Origin of the sequence: Pseudomonas sp. LAIL14HWK12:I10 (assembly GCF_900184205.1) — a bacterium.
Classification (GTDB): Bacteria; Pseudomonadota; Gammaproteobacteria; order Pseudomonadales; family Pseudomonadaceae; genus Aquipseudomonas; species Aquipseudomonas kermanshahensis.
Genome location: NZ_FXWU01000005.1, coordinates 300,406 through 323,640, shown reverse-complemented (window position 1 = coordinate 323,640; position 23,235 = coordinate 300,406). Strand labels below are relative to the sequence as shown.

Sequence of the window (23,235 nt, the reverse complement as noted above, 5' to 3'; positions counted from 1 at the left end):
CGACCGCGATGCCACTTTTTACGTGAGCTGCGCGAGGTAGTTAATCGATGCACAGGCACATATTGACGGAAGGTACGAAAATAATTCATAACGGCGCTTTAGCTGAAGTAGTAGCTTGGGTAGAAGCTGACAAGCTGCAGATAATTGACAGTTATCACAAAATCAAAATAATCAACATTTGCGAGATTCAGTGCGTAATTGATCATGCCACTCTCCAGACATCATTGAAAAACGATAGCCTTGATATTTCGGCTTTCGATGCAGAACAACTGAGCGATGCCCAGAGAAAATATGATGTCATCACCAAGCACCTTGAAGAACCAGCCAGTCGCCCAGTTGCCGAAGCGGTGGCTCAGGACCTGGCCTGTAGTAGTTCATATGCCTACACATTGATCCGTCGCTATGTGCGCGGGAGTTTTAGCTCGCTGATAAAGGAGAAGCGTGGACGGAAAGTTGGTACCCGACGCCTTGCGAGCGAAGTAGAGAACATCATCGACAGTACCATCACCGCGAGCAAAGGTCCTGGAAGCTCTATCAACGCCATATCAGAAGCAGTCAAAACAATGTGCGAGAACGCTGGCTACCCAGCGCCGAGCACTAAGACCATTGCCTTGAGAGTACGCCAGCGCTCCCCCAGTGACAATACGAAACGGTTGCATGGTGGAAAGAAATCTCGACAGGACCATCTGGTGCGCGGAGGAAAACATCTAACTAAGCGTGCGCTTGAGCTAGTTCAAATAGACCACTGCATCATTGACGTTATCGTCGTCGATTCGACCAGCCGAAAACCGATTGGGCGCCCATGGTTAACGATTGCAATCGACGTCCACACCAGATCTGTCATCGGTTTTTATCTAAGCCTTCACCATCCTTCCGCGGTATCCAATGCTGCATGCTTAGTGCACTCGGTCACACCTAAACACGGCTGGTTATCAGAGCTCAATTTGCATGAAATTCAATACCCTATGTATGGGCTCCCCCAGCACATTTATGTCGATAACGGCAAAGATTTTCGCTCTGCCGCGTTCATTTCAGGATGTAAAGAATATGACATTAAATTAACGTGGCGCCCTCCTGGTTCGCCACATTATGGCGGTCACATCGAGCGATACATCGGAACCCTTATGAAATCTATGCGTGGCTTGCCGGGCGCTATCCTCGCGAGTGTCGCAGACAAGGCAAGATACTCCAATCTAAAGGCGCCAGGAATGACATTGAGTGAAGTGCGCGACTGGATCATTGAGCAGGTCGGTATTTATCACATGAAAGAGCACTCCGAACTGGGGTGCTCTCCCCTGCTTAAATGGGAGAGCGCTCACAAAAATAAAGATGGGAAAATAATTCCACCAGCGATAGTAGGAGATTTTAGGAAATTAGCCATAGACTTTCTTCCATTTAAGCGAGGCTCAATCCAGAGAAGCGGTGTCACTATCCACGGAGTGCAGTATTATGCGCCGGCGCTCAAGCGCTTCAGCATTAAAACACCTTGCATTATCAAGTTCAACCCACAGTCAATCTGTAAGATCTGGGTAAAACCAAACGGTGAAGGCAGTTATATTCAGTGTGACTACTCGGACATCAGATTACCAGATTGCTCGCTCGCTGAACTAAAGGCTGCACGCAAGGAACTGAGCGCCGAGAACAAATCTAGAGTGCCTGTTTCAATGATATTCGCGGCAGTTGAAAGAAACCGCGAGAGGGTTGCAGCAGCGACACAAAAGACTGCAAAAATGAGACGCGAGCAAGAAAAACAAAAAAATTTGTTCACCGCAGATTTAAAGAGGATAGTGCCAGAGCTCTCACCTCGCCTGGACTATAGCCGTCAACCAAAGACTTACGACGTGGAGTGAATGTGATGGCTAGCGACTATTCGCACCTCAACACACTGTGCCAGTCCGTAATGGCGCTGCCCACCAAGGAGAGGATAGGTTTCATTCATAAAGATAAGTGGGTGAATCACAGCGCAGGAGTGAATATCCGGAATAGAATCAAATCCTCACTTTTCCTGCCCAATAACGAACAAGCAATGTGCATGATGATCGTAGGTGCCGGAGGAGTTGGAAAATCTAGTCTGCTTGATCGCGTCGTGAAAGATTGTGAATCATGGGCTCATCGACAAGGCGTACCTGCACCATACCTGCAATTGAAGCTGCCGTCAGATCCGACGTTGAGAAATAATATATCCGCGCTGTGTAACCAGTGCGGGCTGTCTACCCACAGCGTAACGAAAGATGCACTGCCTAGGCCGTTGGAACTATTGTTTAAGGCCCGAAAAATCAGAATGTTGCTCGTGGATGAATTCAATCACCTGCTGGCTGTAAATCGAATCGAAGCGAGAAAGAATTTAAATTTCTTCAAGCTTATCTCTGGCCCTCCAATGTCACTCATACTGGTGGTGTTTGGCACGCATGATGCTATGCACGCAATAAGAATGGACATACAGCTCTCCAGTCGCTTTCAGGTTTTTGAACTGGAGCAGTGGAGGCCAGACGAGGAATTTCGATCATTTCTGGCCAGCTACGAAAAATGCATCCCCCTCATGCATCCATCTAATTTGGCGTCCAAAGAGATAGTTGATTATTTTGTTAATCAACTAGAACCAACAACACGCAATATCGTCAATCGACTCAAATGGGCTGCGATGACGGCCATTCTTGAAGGTTCCGAGCGCATTAGTATTGATGTGCTTAAAAGATCTGATTTCCTCCCTGACCTGAGCTCGGTGTATGAGTAGTAACCACTTATTTGTAGGCATGCACCGGCCTTACTCTGATGAGGTCTTCAGTTCGTGGCTTAATCGCGGTATAAAACGAGGCGTTCCAAAGTTTTTTGAGACGGCGGCAATATTGGCACATTTAGGGATTACTGATCCAGACAGCATCAAGCATGCCCAAGTGTGCATCTTGTCCTCTCAGATCCTGGGCTGCACACCTAGCGCGATCCAGAGCCTACTGCCAACCCCCGCTTTGTGGCTTCCGCCCGTCACTCAGAGACGAAAATACTGTATTTCCTGCATAGCTGAAGATCTGGCTCAAGGGCGCCATCCAGCTTACAGAAGATCTTGGCTCCATCGATGGTCCGTTGGCTGCCCTGTGCACTTACATCCGTTGTCGATGATCCATCACTTTACTGAGGACACTAATGAAACTATAAGTCATGCTGTTTTTGTTGCTCTATCAGGCGACTCGCCTTGGTATAAATTTAGCTATCAAGCCATCCTGGCTGCCTCTTTACGGCGCCCTGAACTTGGCTGCTTTCTGACTGCGCTACGCTTCCAGCTTTGGCTAGCAAACGCCCTTAAACATTCGACAGTGCATCTGCCTACCGGAAGGTCAATAAAAGCAAACCACCTCTTACAGATAATTGATGCCACCGCAATAACTCTGGTCAAGGGTTTTTGCGACACGGACCTTGCCCTCGTATCTTTTACGCCACACGACGCCGGCAGTGATGCCGATCGTCACAACGCTGCTAGATTAGCACCTAACGATATTGCGCGGTTTGACCCTTTGCATACCTCAAGATTACTCGCTACTCTTGGGGCATTCCTAGGCATCCCTTCTTGCGTATCAATGTGGCGCATACTTAGCAGGAATTATCGATATAGTCCACCACCCCTTATAAGCTTTTTTCCTGATATAGAAGCACAAATAACTGATGAGATAATCAAAAAATTATGTGCTTATAAAAACCCTTGCATTGATCTCGTGGAGGGTTGGCTTAGTAGCGTAGGGACACACCGACTCCATCCCGCGCCCTTTTGTTTTATTCGATAACGTTCCTAAAGCTTTGCGACTGCTAACCGCCGCGTTTGGAGAATCCTCGCATGGCAAACCCAATCGACCCCAATGACTTGGACCACTCAATTCTTCCTGAAAACATCTTCTTCGCTCAGCAGGCTTTAAAGCAATATTTTTTACACTTTATCGGCGACAGTCGCACGACGATGTTTAACTGTCTTAAGTACCTTGCACGCGACATTGGCTACGACGACTCACGACTTGAAAGCGTACCTTGGCAAAGGCTGGACGCCCCCAGCATTATTTCATTAGTCAGTGAGTGGAAACAAAAATACTCTACAGCCACAATAGAGCTGAGGCTGATTGCAGTACGAAAAATACTTCGGTGCTGTATGGCTCAAGGCCTCATCACTGACAGACAGTACCGAGAAGTAGATGCGCTTCGATTTGAGTTTGAACAATTGAGAGATTATCGTGGCGTCTATGTCAACTCCGACACCATTGTAAATTTAATGCGCAGCTGCCTGAACGATGAACGTTACCTCCTCGCACTTAGGGATTGCGCCATGGTTGCTTTGCTTTTCGGAGCGGGTTTACGTCGAGCAGAGGCTAGCGCAGTTAGGCGTCATGATGTGGATTTGAAAAATACATCGCTGCAAATATTCAACAAAGGAAAACTAACCTCCCGTCGTCTACTCAACTGGGCACACGAACCATTGATCAACTGGCTGGAGGAGTCAGGCAACCATATCGACTGTGGCGATTGTATTCTCCAACGTGTCAGCAAGAGCGGGAGAATACTGGGAAATCTTACGGCGGATGGTTTGTATAGCGCACTAAGGTCAAGGTGCTTAGAAGCGGGCATCTGTCCCTTGGGGCCTCACGACGCAAGGCGAACATTCGCTATGGATTTTTCACACAAATATGGCTTAAGCGCCGCTCAAATTGCACTCGGGCATAAAAGTATTTCTTCGACGTTAAAGTACGACCAATCGGGAGATCAGGGATCTGAATGGGCTGAGTTTTAGCTAAAGCGATTCCTGGATAATCCCATCATCACTTCGGTCAAATCCCCCATACCTGCTGCAAAAAACCGCGGCTGCTCTAGTCTTTGTACGCCATATAGCCCGGTTCGATATGATTGAAAACGATCCAATAAAAGTAGGCACATCATGCCATTTCGCATACTCACTGGTCGACTCAAAACCCTCCATGACTAATTCTGACGACAGGCAGATTTGGGGGGCTTCGACAGGCCTTATCCTTGAGGACATAAAAAGTAATTTCGTGCATTTCTCGCATAAAAAGAAGAAAATCTGACCTATATCCCAGCTTGGTGTTTTGTGTTTTTCAAAAAAGCCATGTAAAGCAATGGCTTAAGATTTATTCTTTTTAAGGTAGGCTGACAGTGCGTCTCCTCGCCTGCGCTTTCCTTTGCATCCTCAGTTCGCGGCGTATTTCCGTCGTTACGCCCAGTTCAGGCGCAGTCAGAATTCAGATATTACCCCTCAGAGTCCGCTGCTGCCTTTGATGGATGGTACTGGCGGACTCGGCTGCCGACACAGCGGGCAAGTGAGATTGTAAAGTTGTTACCCCAATGCTGGAGTCATTCATCGTCTCAAGCGATCAGTCATTCTTGAGCTTGCTCCATGCTCAGCAAAAAACCTTAGTCGAGTGGATTGAATGATCGATTCATGGCTATCACGTCGCCATGGGTCGGGTTCGGCCCGAGCCACTTGAAATGCTCAGGCAATTGATCTCGTTTAGCGGCTGCCTGCCCCCTGATAGCTGCTGATAAAGCTCTGCGCATAGTCTCAGCATCGTAATCACAGCAATAGCCTGGTGTAGACGGCTGTTGCTTCCAGGACTCCTCAAGCGAGCCTGCGTCAACCGGATCGAAGCCAACCTGATCTACCAGAGTCATCACTGTTTCTTTGGCTTTCTCATCATCACCCGCTACCGCCGCTGCCAAACGACCTGGTGTCCCGTCCGGAACGCCCAGCTCTGCCAATGTGTACGCGAGCACATTGTTGAAAGCCTTGATTACCGGTCGCCCAATCTGCTTCGTCACCCAAACGCTTTCCGTCATCCCTTGATCAATTTCAGCTATGCGCGGGTCACGCAAACCAGGGTAGTAGTTGCTGGTATCCACAACAGGGATGCTATCCGGTACGGAGATAAATAGGTCAGGAGGGAGTGCGCTCAATGCTGGCAGAGGTATCGACAGCACTACCACATCCGCGCCGTCCACTGCGCCCCGAATGTCTGCAGGCTCTGCTCCGATTTCTTCGGCGAATGCACGAACGCCGTTGACACCTCCAGAATTTGCCACGCGAATCTCATGGCCAGCAGCTCTTAACTTACGAGCAATGGTGCCGCCGATGTTACCCGTTCCAATGATGCCGATTTTCATGGTTAAGCCTCAGTAATCGTTTGCTTGCACCGATTCTAGGCGGCTGATGTAATAATGGTAAGTACCCACCAAAAGGTGGAGTGTACCCGTTGGTAAGCGCTTGCTGAGCTGCACACCTCAAAGAATACAGGCACATCGAACTTCTGACGAAAGCGTGCAATGGCCGTTGGAGCCAGGAAACTTCCATACGCGGGATGCACTGCCAGTCGCAGACTCGATTTAACACTGCTCTTCAGCGACCGAAGCTTGTGATCAAGCATCGCCAAGCCGTTGAAGAAGGTCTCAACCTCTTCCATCAAGGCGTGTGATACACCGCCATGCTCTGCATGATGGCGTTGGAACGCCATGGACTGAAGCCGGCCAATGGCCCCGTGCTGGTGACAGGCGCCACAGGTGGTGTCGGTAGCTTCGCAATCAGCCTTCTGGCAGCTGCTGGGTACACCGTCACTGCCGCCACCGGAAAATCCAGCGAAGAAGAAGCGTATCTGAAGAGCCTGGGGGCGACGACGATCATAGGCTGACCTTCGACGACAAAATAGCGTCCGTCTAGTGTCGTTGGATGCATAGAGCAGATCTCTTGAGCGATACGTCGAATTCAAGTATCAGAACTTCCGCCTTACTGTAGCGAAAGCCCTTTCTCCACGCCCTCCTGCGCTGCCTTTGTCAGCAAACGTGTGTCGTCCGAGGGATACGGCAATGTCATCAGAACTCGATCACATAGCCAAGGATCAACCGATTCTCGTCTGCTGCATCGGCAAAATTAGAGCGCATGCTTGCATTGCGCCAACGTAGAGATAAGTTTTTCAAGAATCCTGACTGCACCACGTAAGTGATGTCTGTGGTGCGCTCCCATTCCTCGCCCTCCCCCCCGCGCGCCTTGAGCGCCCTGCCCTTTGCTGTGGCAATGCGCTGCGGATCAACCTGGTCACCCTTCACGTATCGCACGTTAAAGGTAAGACCCGGAATGCCCAAGGCAGCAAAGTTGTAGTCATAGCGCAACATCCAGGCGCGCTCTTTGGCCAGGGCGAAGGTGCTGACCTGTTGTTCGCTGAACAGGTAGGTATCGGTGCCGCCCACATAGGCGTAAGCGGTATCGCCGCTGACTTTCTGATAGCCGCCGCTGAAGGTATGGCCGAACAGGTTGTAGCCGAAGTTGGTGCTCAGGGTGCGGCTGTCCACCTCCCCTAGCAACGCCCTACCCTGATCCTGGGCGTTGAACCAGCGCCACTCAGTGAATACCTCACCTGGCCCCGCAGCGACGCGATACTTGAAACTAGCAAAATCACGGCGGAACAGGTCTTCGAGGTCGCTGGTGTGCAGGCTCACGGTGAGGTTCTTCAGCGGCTGGTAATCCGCCCCGGCGTAATACAAACGGTCACTGCTCACCGTCGCTGGGTAGGCGCCCTGTTGCGCCATTGCCGTCAGGTCTTCGAAATCGGTGGAGTCGCGCAGCTTGGTCGCATTCACCTGCAGAACGGTGAAGGTGAAATCGTCCAGATCCTTACTGACCAATTGCACCCCGTTAAACCACTGCGGAAATAGGCGACTGTAGTTCGCTGCTAGCAGCGGCAGTTGCGGGCTTAGCCCACCGACCAGCAGTTCAGTCTGCGACAGCTTCGCCTTGAACGTGGCAATTGCCTTCCCGTAGTCGCCCGCTGCACGCTTGTCGCTGCCACGCGGCAAGAGGCCGGTGCCGCTGCGGTCGGGCGAAGAGTCTAGCTTGATGCCCAACATACCGACTGCATCCAGGCCAAAGCCGACAACGCCATCGGAATAACCGGACTGCCACTTGAGCATGAAGCCCTGGGCCCACTCGGCGCGTCGCGACTGGCTGGCGGTATCACCATGGAAATCGCGGTCGAAGTAGAGGTTGCGCAGCTCCAGGCTGCCCTTGCCGTCGTCGGCAAAGCCTGCCTGGGCCGCCTGGCACGCGCAGCCAAGCGCCGCGAGCATCAGCGATGCCCGCCGGGAGGAGGATACATTCATGGTTACGCCTTGTTTTTCTTGTTGGAAAGCGCTGTTGTTCAAGCCTTGGGATTTCTGACGCAGCGCATCACCACCAGGCAAGCGATCAGGATCAGCGGTGCAATCGACAGCATGCCCATGTAGCTGCTGCCGGTAAGGTCATTGATTTTACCAACCATCACCGGCGCGACGATGCCGCTCAGTTGGCCGACCGAGTTTATCGCCGCAGTGCCCGTGGCGATGGCCAGCCCTGAGAAAGTCGATTGGGGAATTGTCCAGAAGATCGGGATGGCGATGAATGTGCCTGCGGTGGCCAGCACCAGCGCAGCCATCATGGCCACCGACGAGTCGGAGTACAGGCAAGCCAGCAGATAACCGCAAGCGGCGGCCAGAAGGCAGTACACCAAGTAGCGCTTGCGCTCACCCGTACGGTCGGATCGGCGGGTCAACCACACCATGCCAATGCAGGCCACTGCATACGGCAATGCCGACAGCACGCCGACCCACAGCATGTCCCGCACGCCGGACGACTTGATCAGGTGTGGCATCCAAAAGTTCAGGCCGTAGGAAGCAGTTTTCACCACGTAGTAAATGAACGCCATGATCGCCACTTCGCGGGTCAGCAGCACCTGCCAGATCGACCCCAGCATTGGTTTCTGCACGCGCCTGTCCTGAGCCAAGTTCTCCGCCAGCAGGTCTTTCTCCTGGCGGCTAAGCCATCTGGCCGACTCGATGTCGCGGTCAAGCTTCCTTAGCACCAGCAGCCCCAGAAGCACGCATGGCAAACCCGACATCAGAAACAGCCAGTGCCAGCCCGCCAGGCCCAATACACCATCCATGGTTCCCAGCAGGAAGCCCGCAGCCGGCCCGCCCACCGCCCCGGCCAAGGGCACGGCAAGGAACCACAAGCCGTTCATTTTTGCCAAGTGTTTCTTAGGGAACCAGCAGGCCAAGTAGAACAGGATCGCCGGGCCGAAACCCGCTTCCATTACTCCGATCAGAAAGCGCAGGAAATACAGCGTGTAATGGGTGTAGGCGAATACCAGGGCCGCCGTGGCCAGGCCCCACGACACCATGATCCGGCAGATCCAGGCCGGCGCCCCGTAGCGCTTGAGGCCCAAACTGCTCGGCACTTCGAACAGCACGTAGCCGATGAAGGACATGCTCGCGGCCAGTCCGTAGGCGGCGTCGCTCAGGCCCAGCTCAGCCTGCATCTGAGTCTTGGCGAAACTGATGTTGATGCGGTCGAAGTAGGAAAAAAGGAAACAGATGATGGCCAGCGGCATGATGCGCCAAGCCACGCGGCGGTAAAGCAGCAGTTCGTCGATGTGGCTGTCGGCGCGCTCGCGCGCCACTTCGCCAGTCAAGGCAACCATGGTGAATCTCCATTTTTGTAATTATTGGAGAGCGACGGCGCCCGTTGAGGGCGCCGCGTACAACGTGTCAGCCAATGCGCACGAGCTTTTCCTTGAAGGCCTGGCCCTTGCGCACGTACTCGGCGGCATTGGCGTGCATGCCGGCGACGGCTTCGGGGCTCAGCTCACGCACCACCTTGGCCGGCGCGCCGAGAATCAGCGAGTTGTCGGGGAACACCTTGCCTTCGGTGACTATGGCGCCGGCTCCGACCAGGCAGTTGCGGCCGATCACCGCGCCATTGAGCACCACCGCCTGGATCCCGACCAGCGCGCCATCGCCGATGCTGCAGCCGTGCAGCATGGCCTGATGGCCGATGGTGACGTTGCGACCCACGGTCAGGGCAAACCCTGGGTCGGCATGCAGCACCGCCCCTTCCTGAACATTGCTGTGCTGGCCGATGCGGATCGGCTCGTTGTCACCGCGCAACACTGCCTGCGGCCACACGCTCACGCCCTGCTCCAGGGTGACATCGCCGATTACCGTGGCGTCCTCGGCGATGAAGGTTTCCGGGTGAAGGGTCGGGGTCAGTGTGTCGTATCGATAGATGGCCATTCAGTGCACTCCCTGGGCCGGGTCGTCGGTTTTCAGCACCCCCGCCGCACACAGCTCGGCGATGCGTTCATCGCTATAGCCCAGCTCGCGCATGACCTTGTGCGTGTGTTCGCCAATCCGCGGGATCGGCCGGCGCGGCTGCAGGCGCTGGCCATCCAGCGACAGCGGCAGCAAGGGCATCGGCGTGCTGCTGCCATCTTCCAGCAGCAGGTTCGCCATGCCACCGCTCTGGATCAGGTGCGGGTCGTCGAACAGTTCTTCTGGGCGGCGGATCGGCGCGAACGGAATACTGTTCGCCTCCAGTTCCGTAGCCAATTGCTGGGCATCGAGATTGGCGAACACCTCGGCCAGATGCGCCAGCAGCCGCGGCCGCTGCAATACCCGGTCATTGTTGGTCGCCAAGGTCGGGTCGTCGAGCAAGGCGGTCTGGCCCAGCAACTGGCACAGGGCCTGCCACTGGCCTTCACCCGTGGCAGCGACGAACATCTGCTCGCCGCCCGCGAAGGTGAACACGTCGTAGACCGCCCAGGCACTGATGCGGTTGGGCATCGGCGCCGCTGCCTGGCCGGTCACCACGTACTGCTGCATGTGCTGGGCCGCGAGCAATACGCAGTTTTCGTATAGTGCACTCTGCACTTCGCGGCCGACACCCGTGGTGTTGCGCTCGTTGAGCGCGGCCAGTACACCAATGGCGCCGAACATGCCGCCCATGATGTCGTTTACCGAACTGCCGGCGCGCAAGGGGCGGCCCACCGGCCCGGTCATGTAGGCCAGGCCGGCCATCATCTGCACCACTTCGTCCAAGGCTAGGCGGTTGTCGTACGGGCCACTGAGGAAGCCCTTGTGCGAGGCATAGATCAACCGTGGATTACGCTGGCGCAGCGTGGCGTAGTCGAAGCCCAGTGTGTGCATGCGCCCGGGTTTGAAGTTCTCGATGAATACGTCGGCGCTGTCGATCAGCGTCAGCACCGCCTCACGGCCCTGGTGGGTGTCGAGGTCGACGGCGATACACTGCTTGTTGCGGTTGAAGGTGCGGAAGAACCCCGCCCCCGCCCCGAGCAAGCGGCGAGTGCCGTCCCCGCGGGTGGGTTCGATCTTGATCACTTCGGCACCCAGGTCACCCAGGATCATGCCGCAGGTGGGGCCCATGACCATGTGCGAAATCTCGACGACACGAATGCCGTCCAAGGGGAGTCTGGACATTACGCGTTCCTTCGGTAGTTGAGCGGCAGGCCGGCGCGGGCAATAGCGCCGTAAAGCGGTTCATCCGGCAGCACCTCGCGCAGCAGCTGGCGGGAAGCGATCAGCGCTGGCAGGTCGATACCCGTGTCAAAACCCATGCTCTGCAGCATGAACACAAGGTCTTCGGTCACCGTATTGCCCGACGCACCTGGTGCGAACGGGCAACCGCCAAGGCCGGCAAGCGATGCATCCAGCTCGCGAATACCCTGCTGCACCGCCACCAGGCTGTTGGCCAGGGCCAGGCCACGGGTGTCGTGGAAGTGCGCGGCACGCAGTCGCTCGCCGGCAATGGAGCGAACGGCCTGGATCACAGTAGCCACCTGGCCGGGGTTGGCGTAGCCGGTGGTGTCGCCCAGCGAGACCAGGTCGCAGCCCGCCTCGATCACCTGGCGGGTCAGCTCGCACAGGTCGGCCAATGGCACATCGCCCTGGCGGGTGCAGCCAAAGGCCACCGACATGCCGGCGATCATCTGCACATCGTGACGCCCCAGCTCGTTGCGCAGTTGGCACATGCGCCCCAGTTCCTCGACCATTTCCTGCGGCGTACGGCGCACGTTGGCCAGGCTGTGGGCGGTGCTGACGGATACCGGCGCGACGATACGCTGGGCGCCTGACTCCAGCGCATCCTGCGCACCACGCAGGTTGGGTGCTAGCACCGTTACCAGCAGATCGGGGTACGTCAGGGCATGGCCCACCACCTGTCTGGCATCGGCCATCTGCGGCAGCAGCCGGGCCGGCACGAACGAGGCAACTTCCATATGGCGCACGCCAGCGGCATAGGCGCGATCGATCCAGCGCAGCTTGGCGGCAGTCGGCATTACCGTGTGCAGGCTTTGCAGGCCATCGCGCATGCCGACTTCGTTGATTGTTATTGTTGTCATCGCGGTCTCTCTGTCTGAAGCGTGGGGCCAGACTAAGAGCAGGACGACAGGCAGAAAAGACGTGTTTCACGGGTTGATCCATCGTCAGCCGCGATGGATCAGCTCCGTGTTTGCCAAGCCGGCGCACGCAGCAGCAAATGGTCGAGCAAGCGACGCGCAGACAGGCTCAAGGCATGGCGGTCGCGCATGCAAATGACGAACTCGCCAAGCGCCCAGTCATCGGTCAGCGGGATCACTCTCAGGTCGAACAGCTGCGCATAGCGCGCCACCGCCTCCTGCGGGAACACTGCGAGGCCCAGGCCGAACTGCACCAGACGATAGGCCGCGTCAAAGGACGACACGTACGAGCGAAAACGCAATTCCTTGCCCGCCGCCTCAGCGCTGTTGCGCATGAAGGTATTGAGCGTGGCGAATGCAGACAAACCCAGATGCTCGTAATCCAGCGTCTCTTCGAACGCGATACTGCCCCGCCCGGCCAGCGGGTGATCGGCGCCAACTACCACGGCCAGATGATCCTGCCGGTACGGCACGAACTCCAGGTCGCCAACGGCCATCGACTTGCGGCAGATGCCCAGGTCTGCATTGCCCTCCGCTACCCCGCGCACCACATCCGGACTGAAGCGTTCTTCGATATCCGCCTGAATCAACGGATTGTCGAGCATGAAGTCCGATAATTCCTCGGGAAGGAACTCCATGATCGACGAGACATTGGCTAGCACACGCACATGCCCGCGTGCGCCGTCCGCGTATTCACTCAGTTCGCTTTGCAGAGATTCGATGGCGCGGGTCAGTCCTCGTGCATGGCGCAAAAGTGCGACACCCGCCGGGGTAGGTTCGACGCCACGCTTACTGCGTTTGAGCAGAGTAATACCAAAGCGCGCCTCAATGTCCGAGATTCTCTTGCTGACAGCGGAGGGCGCCATGTATGCACGCTCGCTGGCTCGGGCGATAGTGCCTTCTTCGCAAATGATTACGAACAGGTGCAACGATAAGTGATCGAGGTGCTGCATCACATTTCCCACTACTAGAGACGACGAGCATAGCTGCCGCAGCAGCTGAGCCAGGGTGCTTGCATTTCCTTCATCGCCTTAGCTTGACTCCGCCGGCGGGGATTTCCAAGAAGCCAGTGCACACCGTCTGATTCTCCAGCGTCAACGCCTTGGGCTTCGGCAGCTCAAATTGCTTGAGCCGATAGTGCTTTGAACATCCACTGCTTAAACTGAGAAACTGCATGGGGCTGCCTAGGTCGGCGTGGATGCACTAGGTAGTGACCAACGTACCGAACGCTATTGCTGACATGGCGAAGCGGACTGACCAAGCGACCGCTCGCCAATTCCTGCTCGGCTAACAAATCAGATTCAAGTACTACGCCCAGACCTCCTGCAGCAGCAGCTATGCCCATAGAGCTCCGGTCAAACGCCAAGCCGTAGTTACTCGGTGGCTGCATTCCATTCGCTGCAAACCAGCCTCTCCACTGGACGGACTGACCGTCGCTTTGGATTAGGAACTGAGAATATAAATCCTGAGGGGTGCGCAGATGCTTGGCTACCTCCGGGCTGCACAGCGGTGTTAACTCCTCGATGCGCAGCGGCGTCTTCTCATGAGGCGACGGTCTGGGCTCACCGTAGACGATGTCCAGGTCGAAATCATCGTTATCGAACAGCGCATAGTCTGTGCTCGCTGAAATACGCAGATCAATTCCTGGGTGGTCTTCTAGGAAACTCGCTAACCGCGGCACCAACCACTGGCTGGCGAAGGTGGGCGCCGTGTGCAGACGTAGAGGTACCGCAGGCTCGTTGGTCGCGATCGCAAGGCCTCGACTCATTTCTTCGAACCCGCGCTGAACGTGATCCAGCAGCATGGCGCCTTCTAGCGTCAGGGATGTGTGGCGCGTGTTCCGCGTGAAGAGGGTAAGTCCTGCGGCCGCTTCCAGTTTGCGAATCGCATGGCTGACCGCGCTCGGGGAAAGATCGAGCTCCTTTGCTGCCTCGACAAAAGAGCAGGTACGACCCGCTGCTTCAAAAACTCTGAGGGCAGGGAGAGGCACCCGTTTCAAAAGCTTCATTGATGAATCCAGTTCATTAGTTGACGAATTTAAACCTTTTGTCGAGCCACTATTTTTACATGAATATCAGGGCATTACCCAATACGGTTGCTGACTGATGAATAGGTTGCGTCAGTAAACCCGGATCGCTGGTCACCAATGGAGAACAATATGACCGAGATTCACCACCCGCTTTTGGCCAGGATGTCGGAACACGCGTGGCGTATTCGGCGTTTCGCCTTGCGCATGGGAGAGGTTCAAGGCCAAGGCTATGTGGGCCAGGCGCTGGGCTGGGCCGACGTGCTTGCTGTCGCCTACTGCCACGCCATGAATATTCGTGCTGATGACCCGGAATGGGAAGGTCGTGACCGCTTCCTACTGTCACACGGGCATTACGCCATTGCTCTATACGCCGCCCTCTTGGAAGCAGAGGTTCTTCCAGAAGAAGAGCTAGAAACCTACGGCTCCGACGACAGCCGACTGCCGATGTCCGGGATGGCGACCTATACGCCCGGCATGGAGATCTCGGGTGGTTCACTCGGTCAAGGCTTGGCGATCGCGGTAGGCCAAGCTCTTGCTCTGCGCATGAAGGGCAACGATGCCTTCGTCTACAACTCGATGTCCGACGGAGAACTGGATGAGGGGGCGGTGTGGGAAGCAGCAATGTCGGCATCGCATCATCAGTTGGGCAACCTGATCAACTTGGTAGACATCAACCGCCAGCAGGCTGATGGCCCCTCCCATGACATCCTCCAGTTCGAACCCCTGGTCGATAAATGGGCAGCGTTTGGCTGGCATGTACAGCGTGTAGACGGCAACGACCTGCAAACCGTGATCGAGGCGTTCGACATTGCTCGCGGTTTTACGGGGGACAAACCTCGCGTGATCCTGTTCGACACGCTAATGGGTAAGGGTGTGCCTTTCCTGGAGCAGCGGGACAAGAACCACTTCATCAGGGTCGAGCCCGAGGAGTGGCAGCAAGCACTTACAGACCTCGACGAGATCTATGCGACCCGGAGCCCACAATGAACGCCGCCTCCTCTACAAAGCCGAAACTCACCACTTCGTCCATGATCGCCTCTATCGCAAGCGAGGGTCAGCGCACCACGTCAGCACCGTTCGGCCACGCCTTGATAAAGGCAGGCCAAAAGAACCCACGCATTGTCGGCATGACTGCAGATTTGGCCAAGTACACTGACTTGCACATTTTCGCCCAGCGCTATCCAGAGCGTTTCCTGCAGATGGGCATGGCTGAGCAGTTGCTCATGGCTGCTGCCGGCGGCATGGCCAAGGAAGGCTTCGTGCCTTTCGCCACCACCTACGCGGTATTCGCCACCCGACGCGCTTATGACTTCATTCATCAAGTGATCGCTGAGGAAAACCTGAACGTCAAAATCTGCGCAGCGCTGCCGGGCTTGACGACTGGGTACGGCCCGAGCCATCAGGCTACAGAAGATCTGGCGATGATGCGCGCGATTCCGCAGATGATGGTTATCGATCCTTGCGATGCATTGGAAACCGAGCAGTGCGTGGCCGCGATCGCCGAGCACGACGGCCCTGTCTATATGCGCCTGCCTCGTGGGCGGGTACCGCTGATTCTCGACGAGTACGATTACCGATTCGAACTCGGTAAAGCCCAGCTCCTACGAGATGGCAACGATGTGCTGGTCATTTCCTCCGGCCTTATGACGATGCGTGCTCTGGAAGTCGCAGACGAACTGGCCAAGCACAAAGTGGACACCGCCGTTTTGCACGTTCCGACAATTAAGCCGCTCGATGTCCAGACCATCCTGGAGCAATGCCGGCGCGAAGGCCGTCTGGTGGTCATTGCGGAAAACCACACTCAAATCGGCGGCCTGGGTGAGGCCATCGCCATGGCGTTGTTGCAGGCCCGCGTACAGCCTGAAGTACGTCACGTTGCGCTGCCCGATCAGTTCCTGGATGCAGGCGCACTGCCGACATTGCACGACCGCTACGGCATCTCCAAAGACGTCATGGTCGCCAACATTCAGCGCTGGCTAGGCTGACCATTCTCTGACCATACGGTGGTACCCGCTCACGTTGAACGCCCTTCTGCCTGGGCTCGTTGAGCGGGCTCGTGCCGTACAGCCCGATACTCCTCTGGATCGTCCCAATAAGTACAAAGGTGATGGCGATGCAAAAAGGCACCAGTCTCCTGAAGAAAAAACGTGTATGGATCTATGCGTTTCTCTTCACCCTGACCTTGATCAACTACGTCGACCGGGTCTCGCTCTCAGTCGCATCCAAAGTCCTCAAGGAAGAATTCGATATCTCGCCAGTTGCGATGGGATACCTCTTCTCATCGTTCGTGTGGCTCTATTTCCTCGCTCTCATCCCCATGGGCTATCTGGTGGGCCGCTTCGGCCCCAAGAAGGTTAATGGTTATGGGATCGGTGTTTGGTCGGTTGCAACGGCCTGCACTGCATTGTCGACTGGTTTCATCTCTTTGCTCAGTTGCAGGCTGATCATGGGCATGGGAGAAGCTACCACCTACCCCGCCGGTGCCCGGGTCATTCGCGAATGGATGCCGCTTAAAGAGCGCGGTATGGCCACTGCGGTCTTCCACAGCGGCAGCCTGGTTGGGCCGGCCATTGGTGCCATTGGTTTCGGCTGGCTGATCAGTACATTCGGCTGGCGCATCGCATTTGTCGTGGCCGGTGCATTGGGCTTCGTCTGGCTGGCTGCCTGGTTGAAGTGGTACAGCCATCCCGCTAAAGCGCCGTGGCTGGGGGATGCCGAACGCGCAGAAATTGCCGCTGGCAGCGTCTCTTCCAGTGCAGACCCTGCCCGGACTGTTTCCCTTGGTCTGAAAGGCCTCGCTCGCTCTAGCAGCATGTGGGCCATCGCCTTGTCCCATGGATGTGCGGTCTATGCCACCTACTTCTTCCTGACCTGGTTGCCAAGCTATCTGCAAGCCGAGAAAGGTCTGACGGTGATGTCGAGCGGTATCTACACCGCGATTCCGTATCTGGGCGCTGCAATTCTTGCCATCGTCATTGGTCGCTGGAGTGACAAAGTGATGCGCCCAGGGGCCGCAGAATCGGGACAGAGGCGCATGGTCGTTGCCAGCGTCTTGCTGGCGTCTTCGGTCATCTTCCTGGTTCCTGCAATCGACAATACCTGGGCAATTCTTTTCGTAATCACGCTTTCGCTAGCCACTTGTGCCTCAGCGATTTCCCTGAACCTCTCGCTGGTCAACGATCTGGTGCGCTCGGAAGACGATGTCGGCACTGCAGCTGGCTTTATCACTGCAGTCGGCAATCTGTTCGGTCTCCTCGCTCCGATCGTGACTGGCTACGTGGTGGCCGGCTCTGGCAGCTTCGCCTTGGCCTTCGTCGTCGTCGGCGCATTACTTGTGATCGGCTCAATCCTCTCGATGTTCTGCACACGTCGGCCCATCGGCTTTACAGCCTCCGGCAAACAGGCCGTGGCCTGAATCAATAGCAAATGAAGGAAGTAGTGGCGTCATGAATCAACGTAGTAGTGAATCCCGCAGCAACGGCCGGGCCTCGGCTGGTCACAGCGGGAAATGGCGGCTGGCGACCGTCGTGTTAGCCCTGGCGCTGGGGGCATTTGGCATGGCCCTTTTTGGCGGAGGCGTATGGCTGATGGCTTTGGGCGGTAGCTGGTATTACGCCCTCACTGGGGCGGGATGCGTAGTAACCGCTGTTCTGCTGTGCAGGCAACGATTAGAAGCTGTGTACCTGTTCGCCGTGATCTGGGGCCTGACGCTGATTTGGGCTTTATGGGAAGTCGGACTCAACTGGTGGGGGCTTGTACCACGTCTTGTGGCAATCACCGTCATCCTGTTGTTGATCCTTGCCGTGTCGCCGTCACTGCGTCGCACCCCCCGCTCTGCTGCGTAAAGAGGTTTGTCATGTTCCTATCAGTCAAATGCAGAAGCGCACTGGCGCTCGCCGTTTCTTGCGCGCTTCAGGTGCAGTTCGCTCAAGCTCAGCAGATGCCGCAGGTCGGCAGCGATTGGCCATTCTATGGCGGCGATCACGACGCTCAGCGCTTCAGCCCACTCAAGCAGATTACCCCGGAAAACGTCGGGCGCCTGGAGCGCGCATTTGTGTATCACACACGGGACTTGCCGAATCCTGGCAGTCGGTACTCGCCTGAAACAACCCCGGTCAAGGTCGGCAACGACCTGCTGATGTGCTCTGCTAAAAACATCCTTATTTCGATCAATGCTGCAACCGGCAAGGAAAACTGGCGTCACGACCCTGGAGTTCCTGATCAGGCCATTCCTCACGCAGCAGCATGCCGCGGCGTAGCGGTGTATACCGCGCCAGAGATCCCTGAGTCCGCACAATGCCGCAGCCGTGTGGTAGAAGCGACACTGGATGCGAGGCTGGTAGCTGTAGATCTGCGCACGGGCGAGCCTTGCAAGGACTTCGGGCAAAACGGCACCGTAGATCTTTGGGAAGGTCTGGGCAAAAAAGTCCCCGGCTGGTATGCGGTTACAGCGCCACCTACCATCGTCAATGGCGTGGTGGTCACGGGAGCACAAATCCGCGACGGTCAGGACGAGGATGCACCTTCTGGGGTGATTCGCGGCTACGACGCGATCACCGGGAAAATGGCCTGGGCTTGGGATCTGGGTAACCCTGAAAACGTTCATGGCCCAGCCGAAGGCAGCACCTACACCCGTGGCACCCCGAATATGTGGACGGCTGCAGTGGGCGATGAGCAGCTTGGCTACGTCTACCTGCCGATCAGCAACTCCTCAATTGATTACTTCGGCTCCAACCGTAGCGAGGAAGAAAACAAGTATTCGACCTCACTGGTGGCCGTCGACGTGAAGACGGGCAAGGACGTATGGCACTTCCAGACCATCCGCCATGATGTGTGGGATTATGATCTGGGCAGTCAGCCAACCCTTCTTGATTTCCCTGATAAGGACGGAAAACCAGTGGCTGCAGTGCTGCTGCCGACGAAGCAGGGTGACATCTACATCCTGGATCGCGCAACTGGCGAGCCTCTGGTTCCGATTGGTGAAGTCAAGGCACCAAAAGGCGGCTCCGTTGAACCCCAATTCCTGGCTAATACTCAACCTACCTCCGAGTGGCACACTCTACGCAAGGCGCCGAAAACCGAAGCGGACATGTGGGGCTTCTCACCACTCGATCAGTTGATGTGCCGCATCCAGTTCCGCCAGGCCAACTACGAAGGCTACCTGACGCCGCCATCGGTGGATCGTCCCTGGATTCAATACCCAGGCTACAACGGTGGCTCCGATTGGGGTTCGGTCGCGATCGACCCAGTTCGACGACTGCTAATCGCCAATTACAACGACATTCCTAACCTCAACCAGCTCATACCGCGTGAACAGGCAGACAAGATGGGGCTCAAACCTATCTATGCGCCAAAGGTTGATGAGACCTCGCTGAACAAGGCTGGCAGCAAATCGGGCAAGGGCGAAGGTGGAGCATCGACCTATCCGCAGGTCAACGCGCCTTACGCGATCAGTGTGAATGCGGGATGGCGTAACTGGGGCACCGGCGTACCGTGCTCGGCACCACCGTATGGCGGAATTCGTGCAATCAGCCTGGATACCGGCAAGACCGTGTGGGACGAGCCGCTGGGTACCGCGCGTCGCAACGGGCCTTTCGGCATCCCGTCGCATCTGCCACTGAATATCGGCTTGCCGAACAATGGCGGAACGGTGGTCACCGCAGGTGGACTCACCTTCGTCGGCGCGGCGACTGACAACTTGTTCCGAGCCATCGACACGACTACCGGTGAGGTGCTGTGGGAAGACGCATTGACGGCGGGCGCCCAAGCCAACCCGATCTCGTACGAGGTTGATGGCGAGCAGTATGTGCTCGTCTCAGCGTCTGGCCACGCCTTCATGGAAACCGGCACCAGCGACGAAATCATCGCATACAAGCTGCGTAAGTAATGCCTTGACGGGGCCCACTTGGGCCCCGTCTTGACACTGATTCACAGAGGAGTTTGATCATGGATTTGGGCTTGCAAGGTAAACGCGTACTGGTTAGCGGAGCTTCCAGGGGTATCGGGCGGGCAATTGCCAAGTTGTTTCTCGATGAGGGCGCCAAGGTGGCATTCTGTGCTCGGGGTACCGCAGGCCTCCAAACGACGCAACAAGCACTCGGTCATGACGCCATCGGTACCGCCGTTGATGTCACCCAGCCCGACCAGGTGCAGGCCTGGGTCACGGATGCAGCGCAGCGTCTTGGAGGAATCGATATCGTCGTGCCGAACGTGAGCGCTCTGGCTGGCGGAGATGACTTGCAGACATGGCGGCGAGCCTTCGACACCGATTTACTGGGAAGTGCGACGATGGTCAAAGCCGCCTTGCCCGCCCTGCGTGAATCGCAAGCCGCATCGGTTGTCCTAATTTCCAGCGTATCGGGCCGCGAAGTCGATATGTTCGCCGAGCCATACGGCGTATTGAAAGCAGCCTTGCTGCACTACGGTAAAACGCTTTCTGCACGCCATGCGCGCGAAGGTATTCGGGTGAACTCTGTCTCCCCAGGAAACGTATATTTTCCTGAGGGCGTATGGGGTGACATAGAGCGCGACCAGCCCGAAACCTTCGCGAAATGCCTAGCTGAAAACCCGTTGGGCCGCATGGCTACACCCGATGAAGTAGCCAAAGCAGTCGTATTCCTGGCCAGCCCTGCTGCAAGCTTTACCACCGGCACAAACTTGCTCGTGGATGGCGGACTGACACGCTCAGTACAGTTCTGAGCATCCAGGCCCAACGGCAGTAATCCGGATAAATTTGAATGATGAAACTCTATATTTACGAACATTGCCCGTTCTGCACGCGTGCTCGGATGATCGTTGGACTCAAGAGTCTCCCGGTGATGCTTCAGGTCATCATGGAGAGCGATGCCGAAACGCCCCTGCGCCTGATTGGAAAAAAGGCTGTGCCGATCCTGCAGAAGGAAGACGGCAGCCATATTGGGGAAAGCCTAGATATCGTGCGATATCTCGATGGCATCGGCCCGACAGTACTGGTGGCGCCGCAAGACCCAACCTTGGACGCTTGGGTCAAAGAAGCCTGGCCCACGGCACTCAAGCTATTCATACCACGCTTCGTCCAGGCAGACTTCGCAGAAATCAACACGCCAATGGCAAGAGAGGCGTACCGGCTGCGGGAGGAACAAGCCTTCGGGGATCTGGAGGCTTTGCGTGGAGCCACATCCAAGCTGGTGGCGGAACTGCAACCTCTGATCAACGACCTTGTTCCGCTGGTTAAGGACAGAACAACAATCGGCATCAACGATGTGACGCTTTGGCCCGTATTGCGATCGCTCTCCATCGTTCGAACCGTTGAATTCCCAGATCAAGTGCGCGATTACATGCATCGATTGAGTGAGGCATGTGGCGTTCCCCTGCTCTTCAACCAAGCTGCTTGACCAACAGATAGATGGCTATTTTAGAGCCCAGCGTAAGCTCCCAGAAAGGCGTGGGAGGCAATTCCTACCTAGGACATCTTGAAGATCAGCAAGCTTTCACGACGCCCGTACGTGAGCTCATCGTGGATGCAAGCACGCGGACTGTCAGATTCGAAGATCTTCACTTTCCGCTCAAGGCCACGTCTTGCCGCCTTTTGACATTGCTTCTTCGCCATCAAGAAAACGTCGTGAGCCGAACGACGATCTATGAGGAAATTTGGGGATACCAGTTCAATCCCGGTACCAAGATCATAGAAGTACAAATTTGTTATCTGAGAAAAGTGCTTAAGGCCCTACAAGCGCCGTTCGAAATCAGGACACTACGCGGTAGAGGGTTAACCATTCGGGGGGTTGAGTCATCTTCGTCACTACGGACTGAGAGGGGCTTCTGAGCCAATCTACTGGGTACGTGAATCTCTGAAGAATGAGATGCCGAGCCTCGGATGACGAGACAAGCGACTAGCCGACAAAGGGGAGCTTTCGCTCCCCTTTGCGCCCAGGTGATCACCTCACCTTCACCACTACCTTACCTTTGGCTCTGCCTTGCGCGACGTATGCCAAAGCATCACGCGTCGAATCCAATGGGAAGGTGCGATCCACTACAGGCTTGATAACCCCAGCCTCAACCAGCTTGGCCAGATCAGCCAGTTGCGCACCACTCTCCCTCATGAACAGAAACTTGTAGCTGACGCCCTTCTGCTCAGATTTTTTCCTGATCCCACGGCTGATCAAACGCACGACCTGCTTGAACAACCAGGAAAGGCGAAGCTGCTCAGCAAACTCAGGGGTAGGTGGGCCAGAGATGGAAATCAACTGACCACCTGGCTTCAGTACCTGGAGGGATTTTTCGAGAACATCACCGCCCAGCCCACTGAGCACGACATCGTAATCACTCAACTGCGATTCGAAATGCTGGGTCTTGTAATCAATCACCACATCGGCACCCAGCGCCTTTACCCACGGCACATTGACGGTACTCGTGGTTGTTGCGACGAATGCTCCCAGGTGCTTGGCGACTTGGATGGCGATGCTACCGACGCCACCGGAACCGGCATGAATCAGAACCCTTTGCCCTGGTTGAACCTTGGCCATTTCCGCCAAAGCCTGCCAGGCTGTGAGGCCCACCAATGGCAGCGAAGCCGCCTCCTCCATGCTCAGATTGGTAGGCTTGGGCGAGACTGCCGCTTCGTTGACGGCCACGAATTCCGCAAAGCCGCCCATACGCGCCTGGCCGACACGTGCGTACACCTCGTCGCCCACCCGGAAGCGGCTGACTTTCCCACCGATCCGTTTCACGATGCCAGCGACATCGTTACCCAAGATCAGGGGCATCTTGAAAGGCAGCATCAACTTGAACTCGCCCTTCCGAATTTTGATATCAAGAACGTTCACGCTTGCAGCGTGGGTCTCAACGAGAACATCGAAATCACCCACCTTTGGCTCTGGAACTTCAGTGATATCACCAACGACGTCTTTGCCGTAGCGATCAATCAGAAACGCTTTCATATCTTCAAAATTCCAAAATGTA

General features: G+C 56.0%; 21 protein-coding genes and 2 pseudogenes. 13 read left to right on the top strand and 10 right to left on the bottom strand.

Features of this window, described 5'->3' with window-relative positions:
- The first annotated feature begins 47 nt into the window (after positions 1-47).
- Genes QOS90_RS13980 through QOS90_RS13970 form a run of 4 tightly spaced genes read left to right on the top strand, consistent with a single transcriptional unit; the run spans position 48 to position 4,768 of the window.
- Positions 48-1,850 (top strand): TnsB C-terminal domain-containing protein, encoded by a 1,803-nt coding sequence (locus QOS90_RS13980; protein ID WP_081255239.1) that lies wholly within the window; start codon positions 48-50, stop codon positions 1,848-1,850.
- A 5-nt stretch (positions 1,851-1,855) separates the two neighbouring features.
- A complete protein-coding gene (locus QOS90_RS13975; protein WP_081255238.1) occupies positions 1,856-2,734 on the top strand; it encodes a TniB family NTP-binding protein in 879 nt (292 codons plus the stop codon).
- The gene (locus tag QOS90_RS27625) at positions 2,727-3,776 is read left to right on the top strand and encodes a TniQ family protein (protein WP_371259683.1); all 1,050 of its coding nucleotides are present in this window, start codon (positions 2,727-2,729) and stop codon (positions 3,774-3,776) included. Before QOS90_RS13975 ends, QOS90_RS27625 begins: the two co-directional genes overlap by 8 nt.
- 50 nt (positions 3,777-3,826) lie before the next feature.
- Positions 3,827-4,768 carry a tyrosine-type recombinase/integrase gene (locus QOS90_RS13970; protein WP_081255237.1) on the top strand — a complete coding sequence of 314 codons (942 nt, stop codon included), beginning with the start codon at positions 3,827-3,829 and terminating at the stop codon, positions 4,766-4,768.
- 638 nt (positions 4,769-5,406) lie between these two features.
- Here the strand turns inward: QOS90_RS13970 and QOS90_RS13965 are convergent.
- A complete protein-coding gene (locus QOS90_RS13965; protein ID WP_085272849.1) occupies positions 5,407-6,153 on the bottom strand; it encodes an NADPH-dependent F420 reductase in 747 nt (248 codons plus the stop codon).
- A 308-nt stretch (positions 6,154-6,461) separates the two neighbouring features.
- On the opposite strand from QOS90_RS13965, the pseudogene QOS90_RS13960 reads away from it, so the two are divergent.
- A pseudogene (locus tag QOS90_RS13960) lies at positions 6,462-6,668 on the top strand (NAD-dependent epimerase/dehydratase family protein); the annotation flags it as partial.
- A gap of 79 nt (positions 6,669-6,747) precedes the next feature.
- Here the strand turns inward: QOS90_RS13960 and QOS90_RS27620 are convergent.
- The 8 genes and pseudogenes from QOS90_RS27620 to QOS90_RS13925 all read right to left on the bottom strand — a co-directional run.
- Positions 6,748-6,862 (bottom strand): annotated as a pseudogene (locus QOS90_RS27620) (DUF4113 domain-containing protein); the annotation flags it as partial.
- A complete protein-coding gene (locus QOS90_RS13955; RefSeq protein ID WP_085272850.1) occupies positions 6,856-8,139 on the bottom strand; it encodes an OprD family porin in 1,284 nt (427 codons plus the stop codon). The gene QOS90_RS13955 and the pseudogene QOS90_RS27620, both read right to left, overlap by 7 nt.
- Before the next feature lie 38 nt (positions 8,140-8,177).
- A complete protein-coding gene (locus QOS90_RS13950; RefSeq protein WP_085272851.1) occupies positions 8,178-9,494 on the bottom strand; it encodes an MFS transporter in 1,317 nt (438 codons plus the stop codon).
- Between the two features lie 67 nt (positions 9,495-9,561).
- A complete protein-coding gene (locus QOS90_RS13945; RefSeq protein WP_027593263.1) occupies positions 9,562-10,086 on the bottom strand; it encodes a gamma carbonic anhydrase family protein in 525 nt (174 codons plus the stop codon).
- The gene (locus QOS90_RS13940) at positions 10,087-11,289 is read right to left on the bottom strand and encodes a CaiB/BaiF CoA transferase family protein (protein WP_085272852.1); all 1,203 of its coding nucleotides are present in this window, start codon (positions 11,287-11,289) and stop codon (positions 10,087-10,089) included.
- Positions 11,289-12,209: a hydroxymethylglutaryl-CoA lyase gene (locus QOS90_RS13935; protein WP_027593265.1), complete on the bottom strand. Its 921-nt coding sequence runs from the start codon at positions 12,207-12,209 to the stop codon at positions 11,289-11,291. Before QOS90_RS13935 ends, QOS90_RS13940 begins: the two co-directional genes overlap by 1 nt.
- Positions 12,210-12,307: 98 nt before the next feature.
- A complete protein-coding gene (locus QOS90_RS13930) occupies positions 12,308-13,219 on the bottom strand; it encodes a LysR family transcriptional regulator (RefSeq protein WP_085272853.1) in 912 nt (303 codons plus the stop codon).
- 164 nt (positions 13,220-13,383) lie between these two features.
- Positions 13,384-14,274, bottom strand: a complete 891-nt coding sequence (locus tag QOS90_RS13925) for a LysR substrate-binding domain-containing protein (protein ID WP_085272854.1) — start codon at positions 14,272-14,274, stop codon at positions 13,384-13,386.
- Between the two features lie 150 nt (positions 14,275-14,424).
- Here QOS90_RS13925 and QOS90_RS13920 point away from each other — a divergent pair, with 150 nt between their 5' ends.
- The 8 genes from QOS90_RS13920 (at position 14,425) to QOS90_RS27615 (ending at position 22,099) form a co-directional block, all read left to right on the top strand.
- Positions 14,425-15,282 carry a transketolase gene (locus QOS90_RS13920; protein ID WP_225876715.1) on the top strand — a complete coding sequence of 286 codons (858 nt, stop codon included), beginning with the start codon at positions 14,425-14,427 and terminating at the stop codon, positions 15,280-15,282.
- A complete protein-coding gene (locus QOS90_RS13915; protein WP_027593269.1) occupies positions 15,279-16,280 on the top strand; it encodes a transketolase family protein in 1,002 nt (333 codons plus the stop codon). The genes QOS90_RS13920 and QOS90_RS13915 overlap by 4 nt, the downstream gene beginning before the upstream one ends.
- Before the next feature lie 128 nt (positions 16,281-16,408).
- Positions 16,409-17,710: an MFS transporter gene (locus QOS90_RS13910; RefSeq protein WP_085272856.1), complete on the top strand. Its 1,302-nt coding sequence runs from the start codon at positions 16,409-16,411 to the stop codon at positions 17,708-17,710.
- 31 nt (positions 17,711-17,741) lie between these two features.
- Positions 17,742-18,140, top strand: a complete 399-nt coding sequence (locus tag QOS90_RS13905; RefSeq protein WP_085272857.1) for a glucose dehydrogenase — start codon at positions 17,742-17,744, stop codon at positions 18,138-18,140.
- Between the two features lie 11 nt (positions 18,141-18,151).
- The gene (locus tag QOS90_RS13900; RefSeq protein WP_085272858.1) at positions 18,152-20,182 is read left to right on the top strand and encodes a pyrroloquinoline quinone-dependent dehydrogenase; all 2,031 of its coding nucleotides are present in this window, start codon (positions 18,152-18,154) and stop codon (positions 20,180-20,182) included.
- Between the two features lie 59 nt (positions 20,183-20,241).
- Positions 20,242-20,994 (top strand): SDR family NAD(P)-dependent oxidoreductase, encoded by a 753-nt coding sequence (locus QOS90_RS13895; protein ID WP_027593273.1) that lies wholly within the window; start codon positions 20,242-20,244, stop codon positions 20,992-20,994.
- 38 nt (positions 20,995-21,032) lie between these two features.
- Positions 21,033-21,668, top strand: coding sequence for a glutaredoxin 2 (gene grxB / locus QOS90_RS13890; protein WP_218186928.1), 636 nt, complete (start codon positions 21,033-21,035; stop codon positions 21,666-21,668).
- Between the two features lie 11 nt (positions 21,669-21,679).
- Positions 21,680-22,099, top strand: a complete 420-nt coding sequence (locus QOS90_RS27615) for a winged helix-turn-helix domain-containing protein (protein WP_085272859.1) — start codon at positions 21,680-21,682, stop codon at positions 22,097-22,099.
- A 112-nt stretch (positions 22,100-22,211) separates the two neighbouring features.
- Here the strand turns inward: QOS90_RS27615 and QOS90_RS13885 are convergent, their stop codons facing one another.
- Positions 22,212-23,213, bottom strand: coding sequence for an NADP-dependent oxidoreductase (locus tag QOS90_RS13885; RefSeq protein WP_027593275.1), 1,002 nt, complete (start codon positions 23,211-23,213; stop codon positions 22,212-22,214).
- Positions 23,214-23,235 lie beyond the last annotated feature (22 nt).

Coding starts and splice junctions, on each gene's coding strand:
- QOS90_RS13980 (WP_081255239.1), top strand. CDS start 48: ATGCACAGGCACATATTGACGGAAGGTACGAAAATAATTCATAACGGC.
- QOS90_RS13975 (WP_081255238.1), top strand. CDS start 1,856: ATGGCTAGCGACTATTCGCACCTCAACACACTGTGCCAGTCCGTAATG.
- QOS90_RS27625 (WP_371259683.1), top strand. CDS start 2,727: ATGAGTAGTAACCACTTATTTGTAGGCATGCACCGGCCTTACTCTGAT.
- QOS90_RS13970 (WP_081255237.1), top strand. CDS start 3,827: ATGGCAAACCCAATCGACCCCAATGACTTGGACCACTCAATTCTTCCT.
- QOS90_RS13965 (WP_085272849.1), bottom strand. CDS start 6,153: ATGAAAATCGGCATCATTGGAACGGGTAACATCGGCGGCACCATTGCT.
- QOS90_RS13955 (WP_085272850.1), bottom strand. CDS start 8,139: ATGAATGTATCCTCCTCCCGGCGGGCATCGCTGATGCTCGCGGCGCTT.
- QOS90_RS13950 (WP_085272851.1), bottom strand. CDS start 9,494: ATGGTTGCCTTGACTGGCGAAGTGGCGCGCGAGCGCGCCGACAGCCAC.
- QOS90_RS13945 (WP_027593263.1), bottom strand. CDS start 10,086: ATGGCCATCTATCGATACGACACACTGACCCCGACCCTTCACCCGGAA.
- QOS90_RS13940 (WP_085272852.1), bottom strand. CDS start 11,289: ATGTCCAGACTCCCCTTGGACGGCATTCGTGTCGTCGAGATTTCGCAC.
- QOS90_RS13935 (WP_027593265.1), bottom strand. CDS start 12,209: ATGACAACAATAACAATCAACGAAGTCGGCATGCGCGATGGCCTGCAA.
- QOS90_RS13930 (WP_085272853.1), bottom strand. CDS start 13,219: ATGCAGCACCTCGATCACTTATCGTTGCACCTGTTCGTAATCATTTGC.
- QOS90_RS13925 (WP_085272854.1), bottom strand. CDS start 14,274: ATGAAGCTTTTGAAACGGGTGCCTCTCCCTGCCCTCAGAGTTTTTGAA.
- QOS90_RS13920 (WP_225876715.1), top strand. CDS start 14,425: ATGACCGAGATTCACCACCCGCTTTTGGCCAGGATGTCGGAACACGCG.
- QOS90_RS13915 (WP_027593269.1), top strand. CDS start 15,279: ATGAACGCCGCCTCCTCTACAAAGCCGAAACTCACCACTTCGTCCATG.
- QOS90_RS13910 (WP_085272856.1), top strand. CDS start 16,409: ATGCAAAAAGGCACCAGTCTCCTGAAGAAAAAACGTGTATGGATCTAT.
- QOS90_RS13905 (WP_085272857.1), top strand. CDS start 17,742: ATGAATCAACGTAGTAGTGAATCCCGCAGCAACGGCCGGGCCTCGGCT.
- QOS90_RS13900 (WP_085272858.1), top strand. CDS start 18,152: ATGTTCCTATCAGTCAAATGCAGAAGCGCACTGGCGCTCGCCGTTTCT.
- QOS90_RS13895 (WP_027593273.1), top strand. CDS start 20,242: ATGGATTTGGGCTTGCAAGGTAAACGCGTACTGGTTAGCGGAGCTTCC.
- grxB (WP_218186928.1), top strand. CDS start 21,033: ATGATGAAACTCTATATTTACGAACATTGCCCGTTCTGCACGCGTGCT.
- QOS90_RS27615 (WP_085272859.1), top strand. CDS start 21,680: ATGGCTATTTTAGAGCCCAGCGTAAGCTCCCAGAAAGGCGTGGGAGGC.
- QOS90_RS13885 (WP_027593275.1), bottom strand. CDS start 23,213: ATGAAAGCGTTTCTGATTGATCGCTACGGCAAAGACGTCGTTGGTGAT.